At 38.0% G+C, this 18,433-nt stretch carries 20 protein-coding genes, 1 tRNA gene, 1 other RNA gene and 1 other annotated feature; of the genes, 15 read left to right on the plus strand and 7 right to left on the minus strand.

Features of this window, described 5'->3' with window-relative positions; translation table 11 throughout:
• Positions 1 to 65 precede the first annotated feature (65 nt).
• Positions 66 to 1,013: a YaaC family protein gene (locus IEV41_RS19615; RefSeq protein ID WP_188390187.1), complete on the minus strand. Its 948-nt coding sequence runs from the start codon at positions 1,011 to 1,013 to the stop codon at positions 66 to 68.
• Positions 1,014 to 1,128: 115 nt separating this feature from the next.
• Between IEV41_RS19615 and guaB the strand changes: the two genes are divergently transcribed.
• The 8 genes from guaB (at position 1,129) to IEV41_RS19655 (ending at position 8,747) form a co-directional block, all read left to right on the plus strand.
• Positions 1,129 to 2,592: an IMP dehydrogenase gene (guaB, locus tag IEV41_RS19620; protein ID WP_188390188.1), complete on the plus strand. Its 1,464-nt coding sequence runs from the start codon at positions 1,129 to 1,131 to the stop codon at positions 2,590 to 2,592.
• A 116-nt stretch (positions 2,593 to 2,708) separates the two neighbouring features.
• Positions 2,709 to 4,028, plus strand: a complete 1,320-nt coding sequence (locus tag IEV41_RS19625; protein WP_188390206.1) for a serine hydrolase — start codon at positions 2,709 to 2,711, stop codon at positions 4,026 to 4,028.
• A 196-nt stretch (positions 4,029 to 4,224) separates the two neighbouring features.
• Complete coding sequence (pdxS, locus tag IEV41_RS19630; RefSeq protein ID WP_188390189.1) at positions 4,225 to 5,109, plus strand: pyridoxal 5'-phosphate synthase lyase subunit PdxS; 885 nt, start codon at positions 4,225 to 4,227, stop codon at positions 5,107 to 5,109.
• 76 nt (positions 5,110 to 5,185) lie between these two features.
• Entirely contained in the window at positions 5,186 to 5,761 is a 576-nt protein-coding gene (gene pdxT / locus IEV41_RS19635; RefSeq protein WP_188390190.1) for a pyridoxal 5'-phosphate synthase glutaminase subunit PdxT, read from the plus strand.
• Positions 5,762 to 5,821: 60 nt separating this feature from the next.
• Positions 5,822 to 6,049: a binding site (T-box leader), on the plus strand.
• Between the two features lie 48 nt (positions 6,050 to 6,097).
• On the plus strand, positions 6,098 to 7,372 hold the full coding sequence (serS, locus tag IEV41_RS19640; RefSeq protein ID WP_188390191.1) for a serine--tRNA ligase: 1,275 nt from the start codon (positions 6,098 to 6,100) through the stop codon (positions 7,370 to 7,372).
• Positions 7,373 to 7,473: 101 nt separating this feature from the next.
• A tRNA-Ser gene (locus tag IEV41_RS19645) sits at positions 7,474 to 7,566 on the plus strand.
• 139 nt (positions 7,567 to 7,705) lie between these two features.
• A complete protein-coding gene (locus IEV41_RS19650) occupies positions 7,706 to 8,101 on the plus strand; it encodes a sigma factor-like helix-turn-helix DNA-binding protein (RefSeq protein ID WP_188390192.1) in 396 nt (131 codons plus the stop codon).
• A gap of 217 nt (positions 8,102 to 8,318) precedes the next feature.
• Positions 8,319 to 8,747, plus strand: coding sequence for an EamA family transporter (locus tag IEV41_RS19655; RefSeq protein ID WP_188390193.1), 429 nt, complete (start codon positions 8,319 to 8,321; stop codon positions 8,745 to 8,747).
• A gap of 38 nt (positions 8,748 to 8,785) precedes the next feature.
• Here the strand turns inward: IEV41_RS19655 and IEV41_RS19660 are convergent, their stop codons facing one another.
• The 6 genes from IEV41_RS19660 to IEV41_RS19685 form a co-directional block, all read right to left on the minus strand.
• Entirely contained in the window at positions 8,786 to 9,454 is a 669-nt protein-coding gene (locus IEV41_RS19660; protein WP_188390194.1) for a deoxynucleoside kinase, read from the minus strand.
• Positions 9,451 to 10,092: a deoxynucleoside kinase gene (locus IEV41_RS19665; protein WP_188390195.1), complete on the minus strand. Its 642-nt coding sequence runs from the start codon at positions 10,090 to 10,092 to the stop codon at positions 9,451 to 9,453. The genes IEV41_RS19660 and IEV41_RS19665 overlap by 4 nt, the downstream gene beginning before the upstream one ends.
• Positions 10,093 to 10,221: 129 nt before the next feature.
• Positions 10,222 to 10,755, minus strand: coding sequence for a cysteine hydrolase family protein (locus IEV41_RS19670; protein ID WP_188390196.1), 534 nt, complete (start codon positions 10,753 to 10,755; stop codon positions 10,222 to 10,224).
• A gap of 106 nt (positions 10,756 to 10,861) precedes the next feature.
• On the minus strand, positions 10,862 to 11,698 hold the full coding sequence (locus tag IEV41_RS19675; protein ID WP_188390197.1) for an ABC transporter ATP-binding protein: 837 nt from the start codon (positions 11,696 to 11,698) through the stop codon (positions 10,862 to 10,864).
• 18 nt (positions 11,699 to 11,716) lie between these two features.
• Positions 11,717 to 12,727, minus strand: coding sequence for a FecCD family ABC transporter permease (locus IEV41_RS19680; protein WP_188390198.1), 1,011 nt, complete (start codon positions 12,725 to 12,727; stop codon positions 11,717 to 11,719).
• A complete protein-coding gene (locus IEV41_RS19685) occupies positions 12,724 to 13,779 on the minus strand; it encodes a FecCD family ABC transporter permease (RefSeq protein ID WP_188390199.1) in 1,056 nt (351 codons plus the stop codon). The genes IEV41_RS19680 and IEV41_RS19685 overlap by 4 nt, the downstream gene beginning before the upstream one ends.
• Positions 13,780 to 14,050: 271 nt before the next feature.
• Between IEV41_RS19685 and tadA the strand changes: the two genes are divergently transcribed.
• The 7 genes from tadA (at position 14,051) to IEV41_RS19720 (ending at position 18,218) form a co-directional block, all read left to right on the plus strand.
• Positions 14,051 to 14,521 carry a tRNA adenosine(34) deaminase TadA gene (gene tadA, locus IEV41_RS19690; RefSeq protein WP_188390200.1) on the plus strand — a complete coding sequence of 157 codons (471 nt, stop codon included), beginning with the start codon at positions 14,051 to 14,053 and terminating at the stop codon, positions 14,519 to 14,521.
• 58 nt (positions 14,522 to 14,579) lie between these two features.
• Positions 14,580 to 14,844, plus strand: an RNA gene (gene ffs, locus IEV41_RS19695) — signal recognition particle sRNA large type.
• 154 nt (positions 14,845 to 14,998) lie between these two features.
• On the plus strand, positions 14,999 to 16,690 hold the full coding sequence (gene dnaX, locus IEV41_RS19700; RefSeq protein ID WP_188390201.1) for a DNA polymerase III subunit gamma/tau: 1,692 nt from the start codon (positions 14,999 to 15,001) through the stop codon (positions 16,688 to 16,690).
• Positions 16,691 to 16,707: 17 nt separating this feature from the next.
• Entirely contained in the window at positions 16,708 to 17,034 is a 327-nt protein-coding gene (locus IEV41_RS19705; protein WP_373284277.1) for a YbaB/EbfC family nucleoid-associated protein, read from the plus strand.
• Between the two features lie 11 nt (positions 17,035 to 17,045).
• The gene (recR, locus tag IEV41_RS19710; protein ID WP_188390203.1) at positions 17,046 to 17,642 is read left to right on the plus strand and encodes a recombination mediator RecR; all 597 of its coding nucleotides are present in this window, start codon (positions 17,046 to 17,048) and stop codon (positions 17,640 to 17,642) included.
• 21 nt (positions 17,643 to 17,663) lie between these two features.
• Positions 17,664 to 17,882 carry a YaaL family protein gene (locus IEV41_RS19715; protein WP_188390204.1) on the plus strand — a complete coding sequence of 73 codons (219 nt, stop codon included), beginning with the start codon at positions 17,664 to 17,666 and terminating at the stop codon, positions 17,880 to 17,882.
• 72 nt (positions 17,883 to 17,954) lie between these two features.
• Positions 17,955 to 18,218, plus strand: a complete 264-nt coding sequence (locus IEV41_RS19720; protein ID WP_188390205.1) for a pro-sigmaK processing inhibitor BofA family protein — start codon at positions 17,955 to 17,957, stop codon at positions 18,216 to 18,218.
• The last annotated feature ends 215 nt before the right edge of the window (positions 18,219 to 18,433 follow it).

Below are 18,433 nucleotides of genomic sequence, written 5' to 3' on the forward strand. Positions count from 1 at the left end.
TCCCCCTGTGAGAGTAGGACGTCGCCAGGCAACGTAAAAAGAACTAGCATATGCTAGTTCTTTTTTTATATATCGAGTAAAAAGGTATGAATAAGCAATGGGATTTTCGTAGCAGAAACCGATAAAAAGTGAGAGATAAATGGGAAGTCTTGCGTCTCATAATGATGGAGTAAGTGATACCACCATTCTGTTTCATACCTTGCAATCATACTTAAGTTATATAAGATTAAGTAGTGAACAAGTATTTCTGGGAAAAGGATTGATTTTTCATTTCGTAATGAGAGAAAAAAGGTTTGGTTATGGCTGTCATAAGCAAAAGGGTAGCAATTATATAACTTTAACGGTTCTGTTAGTCGGAAAGTTAGCATCTCGTCATCAACTTCTTCTAGCTTATTTGCAAGAGAAAGGAAGTATGATTTAAATCGATTTGATGTCATGTGATAATGATCTAGAACACGCATAGGAATATGTATTTTATTCCCGTCTATTTGTATTTCTTCTACTCCTTTTTTCCGTTTATTCATGATAAACAATGGCAACATTTCAGGAATAGTAGCTAGCAACTCTTCCATGCCGTATTTTTCTCCTTCTGTACATGTTAGGTCGAATAGCTTTTCTGCCATATGTGTGAATAATCCACTTTTTTGTGTTTTTACTTCATCGTGTAAAAACTCGTACTGCTGTTTCTTTCGTTTTCTCGTAGTAACACCATGAGCGAGGACGAGGCTTGATTCTGGATAATTTGGATCAACTGTAAGAAGGCATGCTTTCATTAGTTGCGTCATACCATAAAATAATAAAGTAGGCTTTATTGCAAGAGGTGATTGAGTAGAAAGTGTGTAATAATTTTTGGCATGTTCTAGATAATAAATAAAGGGATAGCAATTAGAGAAGCTTTTTTTTTCTGGTTCTAGGATGCAATGTTTTTTATAGCATTGTTGCAGATAAGATTGTGTTGTTTCCGAAGAAAAGAAAGCTTGAAATCGCCCCCACGTATCATCAAAATTTGTCATATTGCATGCCTCCTTTGTTTTCTGAAAAATCTAACATTTTTGCATGTTCTTGACAGTATTTTGTCCAATTGATACATTACTAATAATATTTATCGATAATTGGGGAGGCTTCGTTATGTGGGAAAACAAATTTGCTAAAGAAGGTTTAACATTTGATGATGTATTATTAGTTCCAGCCAAATCAGAAGTATTACCGAAAGATGTAAGTGTAAAAGTACAGTTAACAGAAACACTGAAATTAAACATTCCGGTACTTAGCGCAGGAATGGATACTGTAACAGAAGCAAGTATGGCAATTGCAATGGCACGTCAAGGTGGATTAGGGATTATCCATAAGAATATGTCGATTGAGCAACAAGCTGAACAAGTAGACAAAGTAAAGCGCTCAGAAAGTGGCGTTATTACAGATCCGTTTTATTTAACTCCTCAACACCAAGTATATGATGCAGAGCATTTAATGGGTAAGTATCGTATTTCAGGTGTACCAATTGTAAACAATGAAGAAGAATTAAAACTAGTAGGGATTTTGACGAATCGTGACCTTCGTTTTATCCAAGATTATTCAATCAAAATTTTTGATGTAATGACGAAGGAAGACTTAGTAACAGCACCTGTAGGAACAACATTAGCAGAAGCAGAGAAGACTCTACAGAAATACCGAATTGAAAAATTACCTCTAGTTGATGAGAATGGTGTATTAAAAGGTTTAATCACAATTAAAGATATTGAAAAAGTGATTGAGTTTCCAAATTCAGCAAAAGACAAGCAAGGTCGCCTCTTAGTAGGAGGTGCAGTAGGTGTAACGAAAGATACATTAGCACGTGTAGATGCATTAGTAAAAGCGCAAGTAGACGCGATTGTTATTGATACAGCTCATGGACATTCTCAAGGTGTTATCGAAAAAGTACGTGAAATTCGTGAGAAATATCCTAACTTAAATATTATTGCAGGTAATGTAGCGACAGCGGCTGCTACAAAAGATTTAATTGAAGCGGGCGTTGATATTATTAAAGTAGGAATCGGACCTGGTTCAATTTGTACGACACGTGTAGTTGCAGGTGTTGGTGTACCACAATTAACAGCTGTATATGATTGCGCAACAGAAGCAAAGAAATACGGTGTACCAATTATCGCTGATGGTGGAATTAAGTACTCTGGCGATATCGTAAAAGCATTGGCAGCAGGAGCACACGTTGTTATGTTAGGAAGTATGTTAGCAGGTACAACGGAATCACCTGGTGAAACAGAAATCTTCCAAGGTCGCCAATTTAAAGTATATCGCGGTATGGGTTCAGTAGGAGCGATGGAAAAAGGAAGTAAAGACCGTTACTTCCAAGAAGATAATAAAAAATTAGTTCCAGAAGGAATTGAGGGACGTTTACCGTACAAAGGACCATTAGCAGATACAATTCACCAATTAATGGGTGGACTACGTGCTGGTATGGGATATTGCGGAACAGCAACATTGGAAAATTTACGTGAAGATGCACAGTTTATTCGTATGAGTGGTGCAGGCTTACGTGAAAGTCATCCACATGATGTCCAAATTACAAAAGAAGCACCAAACTATTCACTGTAAATAAAGATAAAATAGACAGAGATTGTCAGGTCTCTGTCTATTTCTTTGCCAAAAAATATATGATAAAATTGGGCGTATGTAGCAAATTTATTGGAGGTAGCAATGTGATTGTACAAATGGTAAAAAGTAAAGTTATCAAAGTGTGTATGCTTGCTTGTATCACACTTGGCGTATTAGGAATGCAAATGCCTGCACATGCGCAACAAAATGTTGGTCCTGATATTAAAGCATCAGCAGCAATTTTAGTAGAGGCATCTACAGGGAAGATTATCTATGAGAAGAACATCGATCAATCTCTACCAATTGCAAGTATGACAAAGATGATGTCAGCGTACCTTATTCAAGAAGCAGTGAAGGAAGGTAAATTAAGCTGGGATGATGACATTCTTATTTCAGAGTATGTACATAAGATTTCACAAAATACAACGTTATCAAATGTACCACTAGAAGTAGGTCAAACATATAAGGCGAAAGAATTATACGAAGCAAGCGCAATCTATTCTGCAAACGGTGCAACGATTGCATTGGCAGAGAAGATTGCAGGTTCAGAGCACGCTTTCGTTGATCGTATGAATAAAAAAGCAGAAGAATTGGGATTAGAAGGTTTCAAGTTTGTAAATAGTACTGGTTTAAACAATGCAGATTTACAAGGGAATCATCATCCAAAGACAAGCCCTACGGATGAGAACATGTTATCTGCAAGAGGATGTGCACAATTAGCATATCACTTAATGAAAGACTTCCCGAACGTATTAGACGTAGCGAGTGTTCCAAGCTTAGAATTCCAAGCAAATAAGTACGATCCATCAAAAGGAAAAGTTCTAATGAAGAACTGGAACTGGATGTTAAAAGGCTTAGTAATGGAATATGAAGGAATGGACGGGCTGAAGACAGGTACAACAGATGCTGCTGGTCCATCTTTCACTGGTACGGCAAAGCGCGGTGATGTACGATTCATTTCAGTTGTGATGAATGCAACAGATCGCGTAACGAAAGAAGCTCGTTTTATTGAAACAAAGAAATTACTTGATTATGGATTTAACAACTTTGAAATGAAAGATGCATACCCAGCTGGTTATGCAATTGAGGGTAAAGAAACTTTACCTGTATCAAAAGGAAAAGAAGATGTTGTTAAAATTGGTACGAAAGAAGCAATGCCTGTTCTAGTAGCAAAAGGAAGTGAAGCGGCATATAGCCCAGCTTATAAACTTGATGAAAGCCTACTAGAGGATGGCAAAGTAGCTGCACCAATCGAAGAAGGTAGTAAGGTCGGTACAGTGTATTTAGAAGGTAATGATTTCTTATATAAAGATATGGCTCAAGTAGACTTGGTAGCACAAGAAACAGTAGAGAAAGCAAACTGGTTCATGTTATCGTTATATGCAATAGGAGACTTCTTCTCTTCTATTTGGTCAACGGTGATAGGCTGGTTTTAATAAAGAAAAGGACAAGCATTTAATGCTTGTCCTTTTTGTTTTGATGGATAATTTTCTGCAAAAAATTAATAGAATAAAATTCTATTTCTTTACTAGGTGATTGTGTTATGATACGTGTATAAAATGTTTTAAAAATTTAGTAAAGTCATGCTAGAGGGAAATGTGTATGGCGTATGGAATAGGGAGGAACGAAGTAATGAATCTAACAGGTACAGAACGTGTAAAACGTGGGATGGCAGAAATGCAAAAGGGTGGCGTCATTATGGACGTTATTAATGCAGAGCAAGCGAAAATTGCAGAGGCAGCAGGTGCGGTAGCTGTCATGGCATTAGAGCGCGTACCAGCTGATATTCGTGCAGCTGGCGGTGTATCACGCATGGCTGATCCAACGATTGTAGAAGAAGTAATGAACGCTGTATCGATTCCGGTAATGGCGAAATGTCGTATCGGTCATCTTGTAGAAGCAAGAGTATTAGAGTCATTAGGCGTTGATTATATAGATGAGAGTGAGGTATTAACTCCGGCTGATGAGTTATACCATTTAAATAAAAATGAATATACAGTACCATTCGTATGTGGCTGCCGTGATCTAGGAGAGGCTCTTCGTCGTATTGGAGAAGGTGCTTCGATGCTTCGTACAAAAGGAGAGCCAGGAACAGGAAATATCGTAGAAGCGGTTCGTCATATGCGCCAAGTAAACGCTGAGCTTCGTCAAGTGACGAACATGCGTCAAGATGAGTTAATGGCATATGCGAAGAGCATTGGTGCTCCTTATGAACTACTATTAGAGGTAAAGCGTTTAGGTCGCTTACCAGTTGTTAACTTTGCGGCAGGTGGTGTAGCAACACCAGCAGACGCTGCATTAATGATGGAATTAGGAGCAGATGGTGTATTTGTAGGTTCTGGTATCTTTAAGTCAGAGAATCCAGAGAAGTTTGCCCGTGCTATTGTAGAAGCAACGACACACTACCAAGATTACGCATTAATTGCACAATTATCAAAAGGGTTAGGGACAGCGATGAAAGGGATCGAGATTTCATCATTATTACCTGAACAACGTATGCAAGAGCGTGGTTGGTAAGAATAAATATTAGTACAAAGAATAGAGGCTATGTAAGCCTCTATTCTTTAGCTTATAGAGAGAAAAGGGGATATAGATGAGGATTGGTGTATTAGCACTTCAGGGCGCTGTACGTGAGCATATAGTATCAATAGAAGCGTGCGGGATGGAAGCAGTTGCAATCAAAAAGATAGAGGAGTTAGCAGATGTTGATGGATTGATTCTACCTGGAGGAGAATCAACAGCAATGCGCCGTCTCATGGATAAGTATGATTTCCTTCCTGCATTAAAAGATTTTGCGGCAAGCGGTAAGCCTATGTTTGGAACATGTGCTGGAATGATCTTGCTTGCAAAACATCTCGTAGGATATGAGGAGAGTCATATTGGTGCAATTGATATGACAGTAGAGCGAAATGCATTTGGACGTCAGCGTGAAAGTTTTGAGGTACCTTTGATGATTACGGGTATTGAAGAGCCGTACGTAGGTGTATTCATTCGCGCTCCTTATGTAGAGAGTGTTGGTGGGGAAGTAGAGGTATTAGCAAAGCATGAAGACCGTATTGTCATGGTACGTCAAGGTCAGTTCTTAGCGGCATCATTCCATCCAGAATTAACAGATGACCACCGCATTACAGCGTATTTTATCGATATGGTGAAACAAGCAAAAAAATAAGTGAATTTCTTGAAAAGTGTATGAAAGTATAGTACATTAGGGATACTTATTCATATATTGTATAAAGTGTCGATAGGAACTAGTAGCAAGTATTTTTCTTTTAGAGAGTCAGTGGCCGGTGAGAACTGATAGAGGAAACTTGTGAATCCATCCTTGAGCGAGATGAGGAATCCTGCCTGTCAGGTAGTAATCATTTCCGGCTGAAAGTCGTTATTGTTTAAAGTGGAAAGTGCAGTCTTTTTGTGCTTTCAACTAGGGTGGCAACGCGGGTTAACTCTCGTCCCTTTTTTGGGGACGGGAGTTTTTTGTTTTTTTAGAAGAAAAGGAGGAAGAAACATGTTAGATGCAAAAGTATTACGTGCAAATTTTGAAGAAGTAAAAGCGAAGTTACAAACTCGTGGTGGAGAGTTCACGGAATTAGATAAATTCCAAGATTTAGATGTAAGACGCCGTGAATTATTAGTACAAGTAGAAGAGTTAAAAGGAAAGCGTAATGAAGTATCTCAACTTATCTCAAAGTTAAAGCGTGAGAAGCAAGATGCAGATGCTTACATCGTAGAGATGCGTGAAGTAGGAGACAATATTAAAGCATTAGATGACGAGCTACGCGAAGTAGAAGAAGAGTTAAATGCTATTTTATTAACATTACCGAATCTTCCACATGCAGAAGTACCTGTTGGTTTATCAGAAGAGGAGAATGTAGAAGTTCGCACATGGGGCGAAGGGAAAGCGTTTAACTTTGAGCCAAAAGCGCACTGGGATGTAGCGGATGCATTAGGATTATTAGACTTTGAACGTGCTGCAAAAGTAACAGGAAGTCGCTTCGTCTACTACAAAGGATTAGGTGCTCGTTTAGAGCGTGCTGTTGCGAACTTCATGATTGATTTACATGTAGAGGAGCATGGCTATACAGAAGTAATTCCTCCTTATATCGTAAATAGCGATAGCTTACAAGGGACAGGTCAATTCCCGAAATTTAAAGAAGATGTATTCACGTTAGAAGGAACAGATTATTCATTAATCCCAACTTCAGAAGTACCGTTAGCGAACTATTACCGCGATGAAATTGTTGATGGTACACAGTTACCAATTAATTTCACAGCACATACACCGTGTTTCCGTTCTGAAGCAGGAAGTGCAGGACGCGATACGCGTGGATTAATTCGTCAGCATCAGTTTAGCAAAGTGGAAATGATTAAGTATACGAAGCCGGAAGATTCTTATGAAGAGTTAGAGAAGTTAACGGCAAATGCAGAGAAAGTATTACAATTATTAGGCTTACCATATCGTGTTATTACATTATGTACAGGAGATATGGGCTTTGCAGCGTCTAAGACATATGATCTTGAAGTATGGTTACCGAGCTATGCTACGTATCGTGAGATTTCTTCTTGCTCTAACTGCGAGGACTTCCAAGCACGTCGTGCAAATATTCGGTTCCGTCGTGAGCAAGGCGCGAAGCCAGAATTTGTTCATACACTAAATGGATCTGGATTAGCGGTAGGACGTACTGTTGCAGCAATTTTAGAGAACTACCAACAAGAAGATGGTTCTATTATTATTCCAGAAGTATTACGTCCATACATGGGTGGAAAAGAAGTAATTAAATAATGTTTTTATAAAAGAAGAGCTTTTTGCTCTTCTTTTGTTTTTTTTAATGATAATCTGTTGACATGCTTTTTAATCTTTGATATCATAAATTTTGTCGATACGGAGGAATACCCAAGTCTGGCTGAAGGGATCGGTCTTGAAAACCGACAGGGGTGTCAAAGCCCGCGGGGGTTCGAATCCCTCTTCCTCCTCCATATTTTTTATTATAGTTAGCGCATATAAAGTGGAGATTGGTAAACTCGTTACGACATGTAACGGGTTTTTATTCTTTTATGACTTGCAAGTTAATGTAGAGAGTGTTTCTATCGCTTCTCTTACATGAAAGGAGACGTCATGAGTTTAGTTATTCAAACATTCCCATTACAAGACAAGACGTTGTATTATGTGCAATGCCAAACTTGTAAAAAAGATAAAATCTTAAATAGTGTATCAAATATTTCTAATATGGTGAGCTATGATGCATACCGCCGTCTATGTGGATGTACATGTACAAACACAACGGATAAAACGGTTATAGTAAAAGAGCAAGCAGCACCAAAGAAAAAAGAGTCAGCAAAGAAAGCTGAACCAAAACAACGTAAAACAGTAACAGTGATGATTAAAGGACAAGAAATGACGATTAAGGAAATTGCAGAAGCATATGGAATTAGTCAAAGTACGGTTCGCCAACGTGTAAACGCTGGGAAATCAGAAGAGGAGATTATTGCTCCGACAAAGAAAAAGGCATAATATAAAGCGCCTTAATCCATGAAGTAGTTACATTATAAAACAAAACATATTGTGAGTTATAAAAGTAAGTGAAAATCTGTTTTCTATTTATACATAGAAAACAGATTTTTTTTGTTTATATAGGATTGTTGCAAAATAGTTGGTAATACTTTTGGGATTTGTTAATGTGGAAATAGGGAACAAAAGGCAAATAAAAGAGAGAGGAGACGATAAGAGAATGGCTTCATGGTTAATTTTTGCGCTATTATCAGCTGTGACAGCTGCATTAGTCGCTATTTTTGGCAAGATTGGATTAAACGGTTTAGATGCTAATACAGCAACTGCGATACGATCTGTTATTATGGCATTATTTATGATTGGCGTTGTTTTATATGAAGGGAAAATCAATGAGGTTAGTAGTATTCTAGAAAATAAACGAGCGTTGTTTTATATTGCGTTAACAGGTGTTGCAGGGGCTTTATCATGGATGTTTTATTTCATGGCAATCAAGCATGGAAAGGTGTCTCAAGTAGCTCCAATTGATAAATTAAGTGTGGTAATTGCTGTTATATTAGCAGTTATCTTCTTAGGCGAGAAGATATCCCTTATGGGAGGAATTGGTGTAGCTCTTATTGCGGTAGGAGCAGTGCTAGTAGCACTAGGATAGAAATAAAAGCCCCTTCTTTATATAAGAAGGGGCTTTTATTATTTTACTAATTTACGCGTTTGCTCTAAGAAATTACCGATTTTCTCAACGATTGGTTCAATTGAGCCGGCATCTTGTACTAAGTCGTAATCATTGATATTTAAGCGAAGAACAGGGCATGCGTTGAATGAGTTAATCCAATTCTCATAGCGCTCGTGCATTTCTTTCCAATATTCAATTGGAGTTTGTTGTTCCATTGGGCGACCACGTACTTTAATACGGTCGACGATGTCTTCAAATGACCCTTCTAAGTAAATTAATAAGTCCGGATGTGGGAAGTAAGGTGTTAATACCATTGCTTCGAACAAGCTCTTATACGTATCATAATCAGTTGGTGTCATTGTACCTTTTTCGAAGTGCATCTTCGCAAAGATGCCAGTATCTTCGTAAATCGAACGGTCTTGAATGAACCCGCCACCATATTCAAAAATACGCTTTTGTTCTTTAAAACGTTCTGCTAAGAAGTATACTTGCAGATGGAAGCTCCAACGATTGAAGTCCCCGTAAAATTTATCTAAATAAGGATTTAAATCTACTTTCTCAAATGATGTGCGGAAACCAAGTGCATTTGCTAATTCATTTGTCATTGTAGATTTTCCAACACCTACTGTACCAGCAATCGTGATTACAGCGTCGCTTGGGATGTTATATTTTTTGCGAAGGTTCATGTTCTGCTTGTCTCCTTTTTTAATGTTTCACTAACAGTGGAAAGAATATAGTTTAAATCTTCTTGTTTATGGACAAAGTCTAACGTATCACCGTTGAAGCGTAATACCGGAATATGTGGGTATGTACGTTCGAACGTAGTGATTGTTGTTTCGTAATCTTTAATAAGTTGTTGTAAATAGCCAGGATCTATATTTTTTTCAAACTCTCTACCACGCATGGCAATTCGTTTTTGTAATGTTTCAAGGCTAGCTGTTAAATATACCACAACATTTGGCGTTCTCATATCATTCGTCAAAATATCATAAATTTGATGATATTTTCGTAATTGAGTAGATTTTAATGTACGATCAGCGAAAATAAGATTCTTTAAGATGTGATAATCAGCTACAACAGGAAGGTTATTATTTAAGTATTTCTGTTCAATATCCTCAAGTTGTTTATAGCGGTTACATAGGAAAAACATCTCCGTTTGGAAGCTCCACTCTTCGATATTTGTGTAGAATTTATCTAGGAACGGATTTTCATTCACGATTTCCTTCAAGATATGGAAGTCAAAGTGATCTGCGATAGCTTTTGCAAGTGAAGTTTTTCCGACACCGATTGGACCTTCTACTGTAATAAAAGGGACATCTATCATATTTGTTCCTCCTTGGCGTCATAGATACGTTCAAAAAATTTCATGCAACGTCTATTGTAGCATAATAATGGGAAGAAAATCGCTTTCTATTTTAAAAAGTGATTGGAAATTATCTAACTATTTGATGCATTAGTGAAAAGTCGTTATAGGTGTTATATTTGCGCGTAAGACATGTTCCATCATTCGTAGTGCATATGTATTATCTTCGTCACTATTTGATGCAATACAGTTAGATGGAATGGAAAGAGTATACTTTCTCATATATGCATCGTTTGCAGTGAAGAGAACGCAAATATTGCCGGCGATACCCGTGATAACAAGATGGTTAATATGTAGGCTTTGTAGCAATGTATGCAAAGGTGTGTCGTAGAAAGCTGAATAATGTGGCTTTATTAAGAAATAATCCTCTTCCTTCGGACATATATAGTGGATAATTTCATTACTTCTTTCATTCGTACACGTATGGATAATCTTGTCCATATTCGCCTGCCATAAGTTATAGTGATCATTAATATAAATAATTGGTGCTTTTTGTTTTTGGAATTGTTTCTTCCAAGCTAAAATATTCGGTACAATAGCTAGTGTTTTCTCAGCTAGTATAGGACCATGTTCGAAATTGAAATCATTTATCATATCAATAATAAGCAATGCAGATTGTTTCATTATATATACCCCCTTCTATTTCTCCTTTAGTGTAGCTAGAAAAGAAGGAAGCATACTTAGAAAAGAAGAGAGCCTTCTGATAAAGGCTCTCTTTGTGACGATATCATTATTTGGCTAAAATACAATCGCCGCATTCGTCATGTTGAGAATGACATGCGTCAGACATGAGGTTATATGTTAAACAAATTGGTTTGCAGTTAACGGGACATGGCATAATCTGAGCTTCTATTTCAAATACATCGCGTAATGTCTGAACAGTCATTACTTCATTTGGTGTCCCTTGCTTTACTAATTTTCCGTCTCGTAGGGCAATCATATTATGAGAGAATCTTGCCGCATGGTTTAAATCATGAATAACCATAACAATTGTACGCTTCTCTTCTTCATTTAACTTTTGAAGTAAATTTAAAATCTCTAATTGATGCGCCATATCTAAGTAAGTTGTTGGTTCATCTAATACGAGTAAATCTGTTCCTTGGGCTAGCGCCATTGCAATCCATACACGTTGGCGTTGGCCACCAGATAACGCTTCAACAGGGCGCTTAGAGAAAGCTGTTAATCCAGTTACTTCTAGTGCCCAGTTAATATAGTCAAGATCTTCTTTCGTTAACTTTCCGAATCCACGTTGATGTGGGAAGCGGCCATAAGAAACTAACTCAAATACTGTTAATCCTGGTGGTGCTTCTGCAGATTGAGGAAGGATCGCCATTTTCTTCGCAATTTCTTTTGTTGCTTGTTTTTCAATTGCTTTTCCATCTAAGAAAATCGTTCCATTTTTTGGTTTTAAAATACGAGAAATAGACTTTAGGAATGTAGATTTACCACAACCGTTTGGCCCAATAATTGTCGTAATTTTCCCCTCAGGAATATGAACAGATAAATCATCAATAATTAAATCTCCACTGTAACCAATCGATACTTTCTCGGCAGTTAAGCTTGGCATTTTACACTTCCTCCTTTGTTATTTTGTTTTCATTAATAGATAAATAAAGTATGGTGCACCTAAGGCAGAAATAATAACTCCAACCGGAATCTCCGTCGTTGTTAATAATGACCTTGAAAGTAAGTCAGACGCTAATACTAGGAAAGAACCGATAAGCGCAGCTGTTGGTAATAGTATTTGATGTTTTGGACCAACAAGTTTTCTTGCAATATGAGGTGCAATTAGTCCAATAAACCCTATTCCGCCTGCTACAGCTACGCATGTTCCAGCTAAGGCAACGGAGATAAAGAGAAGTTTTGCTCTCTCTCTCTCTACATGTATACCTAAACCAGTCGAAATTGGATCTCCTAGGTTTAATGCGTTTAGAAATCTCGCTTTATAAATAGCAAGTGGTAACAAGATAAGCATCCATGGTAGCGCGGCAAGAACGAATTTCCAATCTGTTCCCCATAAACTTCCTGCTAACCAAATCGTTGCAAATTGAAAATTATTCGGTGACATCTTTAGCGATAGAATAAGTAAAAGAGCTCCGAATCCAGCGTTTACCGCAATACCCACAAGGATGAGTCGTATAGGTGTTACCCCTTGCTTCCATGCTAATACATAAATAATAACGGCTGCGGCTAATGCACCTACTAATGCGAAAAGAGGTAGCACAAACACAGAGAAGAAAGAGTCAACAGGCATTTTTCCGTATAAAAAAGAGACGAAGACGATAACCCCAAGACCTGCTCCGGTATTAATACCAATAATGCCGGGGTCAGCGATACCGTTACGAGAAATTGCCTGTAGAATAGCTCCAGATAGTGCAAGACCTGCTCCTACAAGAATGGCAACAATCATGCGAGGCATACGGAAATCAAATAGGATAAGCTCCTGTTGGTGTGTCCCTTGCCCAATTAATGTTTGTAGTACATCGAGAGGTGCTATGTGTAATGTCCCAGTATTTAAGCTAAGTAAAAATATAGCGATAATTAAGATGCAAATTACGATAAGTGTTATGATATTTCGTTTTGTTAAGATGTTCATGTACGTTCTCTCCCTTCTTTACGAGCTAGATATAAGAAGAAAGGAACGCCGATAGCAGCTGTAACTGCACCAACTGGTGTTTCGAAAGGCGGATTGATAAGCCTTGATACAAGATCGGCCCCAACTAGTAGTGCTCCGCCTAATACAGCTGAACAAGGAATGACCCATCGATAATCAGCCCCTACTAAAAAGCGTGTAATATGGGGGATGACTAAGCCGATAAAACCAATCGCTCCTCCAATTGCAACAGCAGCCCCTGTTAATAAGAGAACGACAAGTGTACCGAATAATTTAATTCTTCCTGTACGTTGTCCGAGTCCAATTGCAACTTCTTCACCAAAACTTAAAATCGTAATATAGCGCGCTAAAAAGATAGCTATAAGTAAGCAAATAACTCCTAATGGAAAGACTATATTTAATATTTCCCATTTAACTCCAACAAGTCCACCGGCTTGCCAAAAGCTAATTTCTTGGGAAAGTTGAAAATAAATAGCAAGTCCAGACGAAATGGCACCTAACATAGCGCTAACAGCAGCGCCTGCCAATGCTAATTTTACTGGTGTTAATCCACCAGGTGAGCCAACTCCAATTCCATATACAATTCCTGTGCCAAGCGCAGCACCAAGGAATGATACGAACACTAATTGTGGGTAGGACATAGAAGGGAAGAAAACAAATGCAAGTGTTATAGCAAATGTTGCTCCGCTTGTTATTCCCATTAGAGAAGGTGAAGCAAGTGGATTGCGTGTCATGCCTTGCATAATAGCACCAGAAACAGCCAGAAATGCTCCAACCAAGACACTTGCGATAGCGCGTGGTAGGCGTATATCTTGAATAACATGATGTGATACATTTTCTTCTTGGAAGAAAAAGATAGCTTCCCATACTGTTTTTAGTTCAATGTCGGCAGCTCCGTGTGAAATAGAAGAAATTAATCCAATAATAATAGTAATAATCCCTATAAATAAGATAAGAGACGCAGTTATTGGCCTGCTTTTTATGTGCGGTGCATGGCTACCTTGTTCTTGATAAGGTTGTTCATTTGTTGTCATGTGTAATCCCGTCCCTGTATCAACTTCTTAATTGATAATAATTATCAATTAAGAATAAAAAATATATGAGCACTGATAATTATTTTCAGTGAACATCGTATTCCATGTTAAAAGACAAATACTAGCATTGTCAATTGTTTTGTATAATGTAGCTTGTTAATGTATGAATGAGGATAATGTCATTAACCTCATTTATGGGTAGTGGAAAACAAAAGGGATTAGGTGTGATAAGATGTGGATACATGATAGACGAGGATAAAGGAGAATAGAAATGAACGATGAGCAATATATGAAAGTAGCGATTGAACAAGCGAGAGAAGCTGAAGCAATAGGGGAAGTGCCAATTGGTGCCGTTGTTGTTCATAATGATGAGATTATTAGTAAAGCGTATAATTTACGAGAACGTGACCAACGTTCTATAGCCCATGCGGAGTTGCTGGCAATTGATGAAGCGTGCAAGAAGCTTGGGACATGGCGATTAGAAGAGGCAACATTGTACGTCACACTAGAGCCGTGTCCGATGTGTGCGGGAGCAATTGTTTTATCACGTGTAAAACGTGTTGTATACGGCGCAACAGATCCAAAGGGAGGTTGTGCTGGAACATTAATGAATTTATTACAAGAAGAACGATTTAATCATCAAGCAGAAGTAGTGAGTGGTGTGTTAGAGGAAGAATGTGGCGCAATGCTAACGAATTTCTTTCGAACATTACGTTTAAATAAGAAGAAACAGAGAAGTTAAAGTTAGTCTACGTAAACGAGGTTGCTTTTTTGAAGGAAAGGCTATATAATTTGAATTACCGTGCTAGGTGGGGAGGTAGCGGTGCCCTGTATTCGCAATCCGCTCTAGCGAGACTGAATCCCTTCTCGAGGTTAATGCACTGTAGGGTCTGCCCTAAGCAAGTGGTGTTGACGTCTTGGTCCTACGCAACGAGAACTCATGAACCCTGTCAGGTCCGGAAGGAAGCAGCAGTAAGTGAGCCCACTCGTGTGCCGTAGGGGAGCCTGGACCGAGCTAACTACTTAGGTAACGCTTATGGTGGTTAATCGACGGAAGGTGCACGGTATAAATGTTATATATCCAACTCACTCTTATTATAAGGGTGAGTTTTCTTGTATTAGAGAGAAAAGAACGAGAGAAAATGATAACGTGTGGAAGCACGTATTTTTATCATGTATAATTAATAGAGATACTATTTTTGAAGGGAGTATGGCTTTAGTGAGTTATCAAGCTTTATATAGAATTTGGCGACCGCAACAATTTCAGGATGTGGTTGGACAAGAGCATATTACCAAAACGTTGCAAAATGCCCTTCTTCAAGAAAAAGTATCGCATGCGTATTTGTTTTCGGGCCCAAGAGGAACAGGGAAAACAAGTGCAGCGAAAATCTTTGCGAAAGCGATTAACTGTGAACGTGCTCCTGTTATAGAACCGTGTAATGAATGTGTAGCGTGTAAAGGAATAACAGATGGTTCCATTTCAGATGTATTAGAAATTGATGCAGCATCTAATAATGGTGTCGATGAAATTCGTGAGATCCGAGACAAGGTTAAGTATGCACCGAGTGTTGTTCAGTATAAAGTGTATATTATTGACGAAGTACATATGTTATCGATTGGTGCATTCAATGCGTTGTTAAAGACGTTAGAAGAACCACCAAAGCATGTTATTTTTATACTTGCGACAACAGAGCCTCATAAAATTCCGCTGACGATTATTTCGAGGTGCCAGCGATTTGAATTTCATCAAGTTTCAAATCGTCATATGATTGGACGGTTGGAGACGGTCATGGAAAGGCAAGATGTAACTATTCAAGACGAAGCGTTGCAAGTCATTGCGAGAGCGGCTGATGGTGGGATGCGTGATGCACTTAGCTTGCTCGATCAAGCCATTTCATATAGTGACGACATTGTTACGGTTGAGAATGTTTTGGCAGTTACGGGATCCGTATCTCAAGGATACTTAACAAAGCTAGCTATGAAAATTGCGTCCAAAGAAGTGACGGAAGCATTGCAAATTGTTGACGAAATGCTAGAAGAGGGGAAAGACCCACTTCGTTTAATGGAAGATTTCATTTATTATTACCGTGATATGCTTCTATATAAAACGTCGTCACATTTAACAGATTTATTAGAGCGGGTTATTGTAGATGATGCGTTTCATTCACTAAGTGAGGAAATTAGACAGGAAGAAATTTATGAAACAATTCATCACTTAAGTAAGAGTCAGCAGGAGATGAAGTTTACAAATCATCCTCGTATTTTCTTAGAAGTCGTAGTAGTGAAGCTGTGTCAACAACATGTAACTGTGAGTAGTGCGCCTGTTAACGAAGGGTTTATGCAGCGAATTGAACAGTTAGAGAAAGAATTGCATACACTAAAAACACAAGGTGTTATGCCAGCTAATTCTACGCCGGAAGCTCAGCAAGAGAGGCGTCCAGCGAAAGTGACAAAGTCGACTTTCCGTATTCCTACAGGAAGAATACACGAAATATTAAAGAAAGCGACACGGAAAGATTTAGAAGGAATGAAGAGTGTTTGGGGCGAATTACTGGATAAGTTACGTTATGCGAACAAAGTATCGTACGCAGCATTATTGAGTAATAGTGAACCTGTGGCAGCAACGTCTGAATCGTATATTTTAGCATTTAAATATGAGATTCACTGTAAAATGGCCACAGAAAATCCAGATATTGTTCAGACGTTACAAAATCTTTTACTAGAGTTAATAGGAAAAAGGTTAGAAATGGTTGCTGTTCCTAGTTCTGAATGGGGAAGGATTCGAGAAGAATTCTTGCAACATGATACAGAAGATAGCGATAATAAAGAGGAAGCTTCAACTGAAGAAGATTTATTAATTAGCGAGGCGCTAAAATTAGTTGGGGAAAATCTTATAGAAATTAAAGAATAATTAGTCAATAGGAGGAAATGACAATGCGTGGAATGGGAAACATGAATAAAATGATGAAGCAAATGCAACAAATGCAAAAGAAAATGGTACAAGCTCAAGAAGAGTTAGCAGTAACGGTTATTGAAGGAACTGCTGGTGGCGGTATGGTAACAGTTGTAGCAAACGGTCAAAAACAAATTTTAGAAGTTAAAATTAAAGAAGAAGTAGTAGATCCAGAAGATATCGAGATGTTACAAGATCTAGTGCTTGCAGCGACAAATGATGCACTAAAGAAGGTAGACGAGCTATCTGAGAAGACGATGGGACAATTTACAAAAGGGATGAATATGCCAGGTTTATTCTAGGAGGATGAGTGATGCATTATCCAGAACCTATATCCAAGCTAATTGATAGCTTTATGAAATTGCCAGGAATCGGACCGAAAACAGCCGTTAGACTGGCTTTTTTCGTGTTAGATATGAAAGAAGATACGGTGCTTGATTTCGCAAAGGCATTAGTAAATGCAAAGCGTAATTTAACATATTGTTCTGTATGTGGGCATATTACCGATAAAGACCCTTGTTATATTTGCGATGACTCAAATCGTGATTTGTCTACGGTATGCGTGGTGCAAGAAGCGAAGGATGTTATTGCAATGGAGAAGATGAAAGAGTATAACGGGGTATACCATGTTCTTCACGGTGCTATTTCTCCAATGGAGGGGATTGGACCAGAAGATATTAAAGTTCCAGAATTACTGCGACGTCTTCAAGATGAAACGATTCAAGAAGTTATTTTGGCAACCAACCCGAATATCGAAGGAGAAGCCACGGCAATGTACATTTCACGTTTGTTGAAGCCGACAGGTATTAAAATAACACGAATTGCACATGGACTGCCGGTTGGTGGAGACTTAGAATATGCAGATGAGGTTACATTGTCAAAAGCGCTAGAGGGTCGAAGAGAGATTTAATAGCCAAAGGAGAACAAGAGAATGTTTTTTCGTCGGAAAGGACGTCTTCGTCGAGAGTTTGATGAAAGCTTACTTGAAACATTGGATGGTTTAAGACAAGAATGGGAAAGACAGCGTAATTTAGTGGATAAAAGTGTAGAGCCATCATTAGAAGTGTTGTCACATCTGTATCTTGCAGAAGCGAAGTATTTCTATGTTTTGAAGGAAGCGAAGAAACGTCCGGTTAAAATGTTAAAATAATGGTTCTTTCTATACCTCTTTCTACATATAGTAGGGTTGTACAATCTGTTATGTAGAAGGGGGGATAGAAATATGAATCCGGTTATAGTGATTTCCGTTATTATAGGAAGTATTGTTTTATTACTGTTAGCAGGTAGTTCAATAAAACCTGTTCGAATTGTAAGTACTCTTTGTGTCAAATTCATTATAGGGGTTGTTGTGCTATTTGTTATCAATATTATTGGTGCGCAATTTGATTTCCACTTACCGATCAATGCGATAACCGTAGCAATAACAGGATTTCTTGGAATCCCGGGAATTCTTGCTTTGTCTATTATACAAGTATATATTTTATAAAAGATAAAGAGGTAAGTAGTGTAATAGAAAGAGTATATATAGATAAGTTTTATTTTTTTTGAAAAAATCATTGACTCTTTCAGTTATAAATGATAAATTATTACTTGTCGTTAGCGAGTTGGAAACAACGAGTTAACAAAATGAAGAAAAACATTTGAAAAACAATGTTGACATCAACTAACGAAGATGTTAAGATAACGAAGTCGCTTTAAGCG

This window comes from Priestia taiwanensis (assembly GCF_014638355.1).
GTDB classification, from domain to species: domain Bacteria; phylum Bacillota; class Bacilli; order Bacillales; family Bacillaceae_G; genus Priestia_D; species Priestia_D taiwanensis.

Bases quoted from the DNA above. Each gene is read 5' to 3' on its own strand.
- IEV41_RS19685 (WP_188390199.1), bottom strand. From the start codon at position 13,779: ATGACAACAAATGAACAACCTTATCAAGAACAAGGTAGCCATGCACCG.
- serS (WP_188390191.1), top strand. From the start codon at position 6,098: ATGTTAGATGCAAAAGTATTACGTGCAAATTTTGAAGAAGTAAAAGCG.
- guaB (WP_188390188.1), top strand. From the start codon at position 1,129: ATGTGGGAAAACAAATTTGCTAAAGAAGGTTTAACATTTGATGATGTA.
- pdxS (WP_188390189.1), top strand. From the start codon at position 4,225: ATGAATCTAACAGGTACAGAACGTGTAAAACGTGGGATGGCAGAAATG.
- IEV41_RS19670 (WP_188390196.1), bottom strand. From the start codon at position 10,755: ATGAAACAATCTGCATTGCTTATTATTGATATGATAAATGATTTCAAT.
- IEV41_RS19615 (WP_188390187.1), bottom strand. From the start codon at position 1,013: ATGACAAATTTTGATGATACGTGGGGGCGATTTCAAGCTTTCTTTTCT.
- pdxT (WP_188390190.1), top strand. From the start codon at position 5,186: ATGAGGATTGGTGTATTAGCACTTCAGGGCGCTGTACGTGAGCATATA.
- IEV41_RS19650 (WP_188390192.1), top strand. From the start codon at position 7,706: ATGAGTTTAGTTATTCAAACATTCCCATTACAAGACAAGACGTTGTAT.
- IEV41_RS19655 (WP_188390193.1), top strand. From the start codon at position 8,319: ATGGCTTCATGGTTAATTTTTGCGCTATTATCAGCTGTGACAGCTGCA.
- IEV41_RS19720 (WP_188390205.1), top strand. From the start codon at position 17,955: ATGAATCCGGTTATAGTGATTTCCGTTATTATAGGAAGTATTGTTTTA.
- IEV41_RS19680 (WP_188390198.1), bottom strand. From the start codon at position 12,727: ATGAACATCTTAACAAAACGAAATATCATAACACTTATCGTAATTTGC.
- IEV41_RS19715 (WP_188390204.1), top strand. From the start codon at position 17,664: ATGTTTTTTCGTCGGAAAGGACGTCTTCGTCGAGAGTTTGATGAAAGC.
- IEV41_RS19705 (WP_373284277.1), top strand. From the start codon at position 16,708: ATGACAATGCGTGGAATGGGAAACATGAATAAAATGATGAAGCAAATG.
- IEV41_RS19625 (WP_188390206.1), top strand. From the start codon at position 2,709: ATGGTAAAAAGTAAAGTTATCAAAGTGTGTATGCTTGCTTGTATCACA.
- IEV41_RS19660 (WP_188390194.1), bottom strand. From the start codon at position 9,454: ATGAACCTTCGCAAAAAATATAACATCCCAAGCGACGCTGTAATCACG.
- tadA (WP_188390200.1), top strand. From the start codon at position 14,051: ATGAACGATGAGCAATATATGAAAGTAGCGATTGAACAAGCGAGAGAA.
- recR (WP_188390203.1), top strand. From the start codon at position 17,046: ATGCATTATCCAGAACCTATATCCAAGCTAATTGATAGCTTTATGAAA.
- IEV41_RS19675 (WP_188390197.1), bottom strand. From the start codon at position 11,698: ATGCCAAGCTTAACTGCCGAGAAAGTATCGATTGGTTACAGTGGAGAT.
- IEV41_RS19665 (WP_188390195.1), bottom strand. From the start codon at position 10,092: ATGATAGATGTCCCTTTTATTACAGTAGAAGGTCCAATCGGTGTCGGA.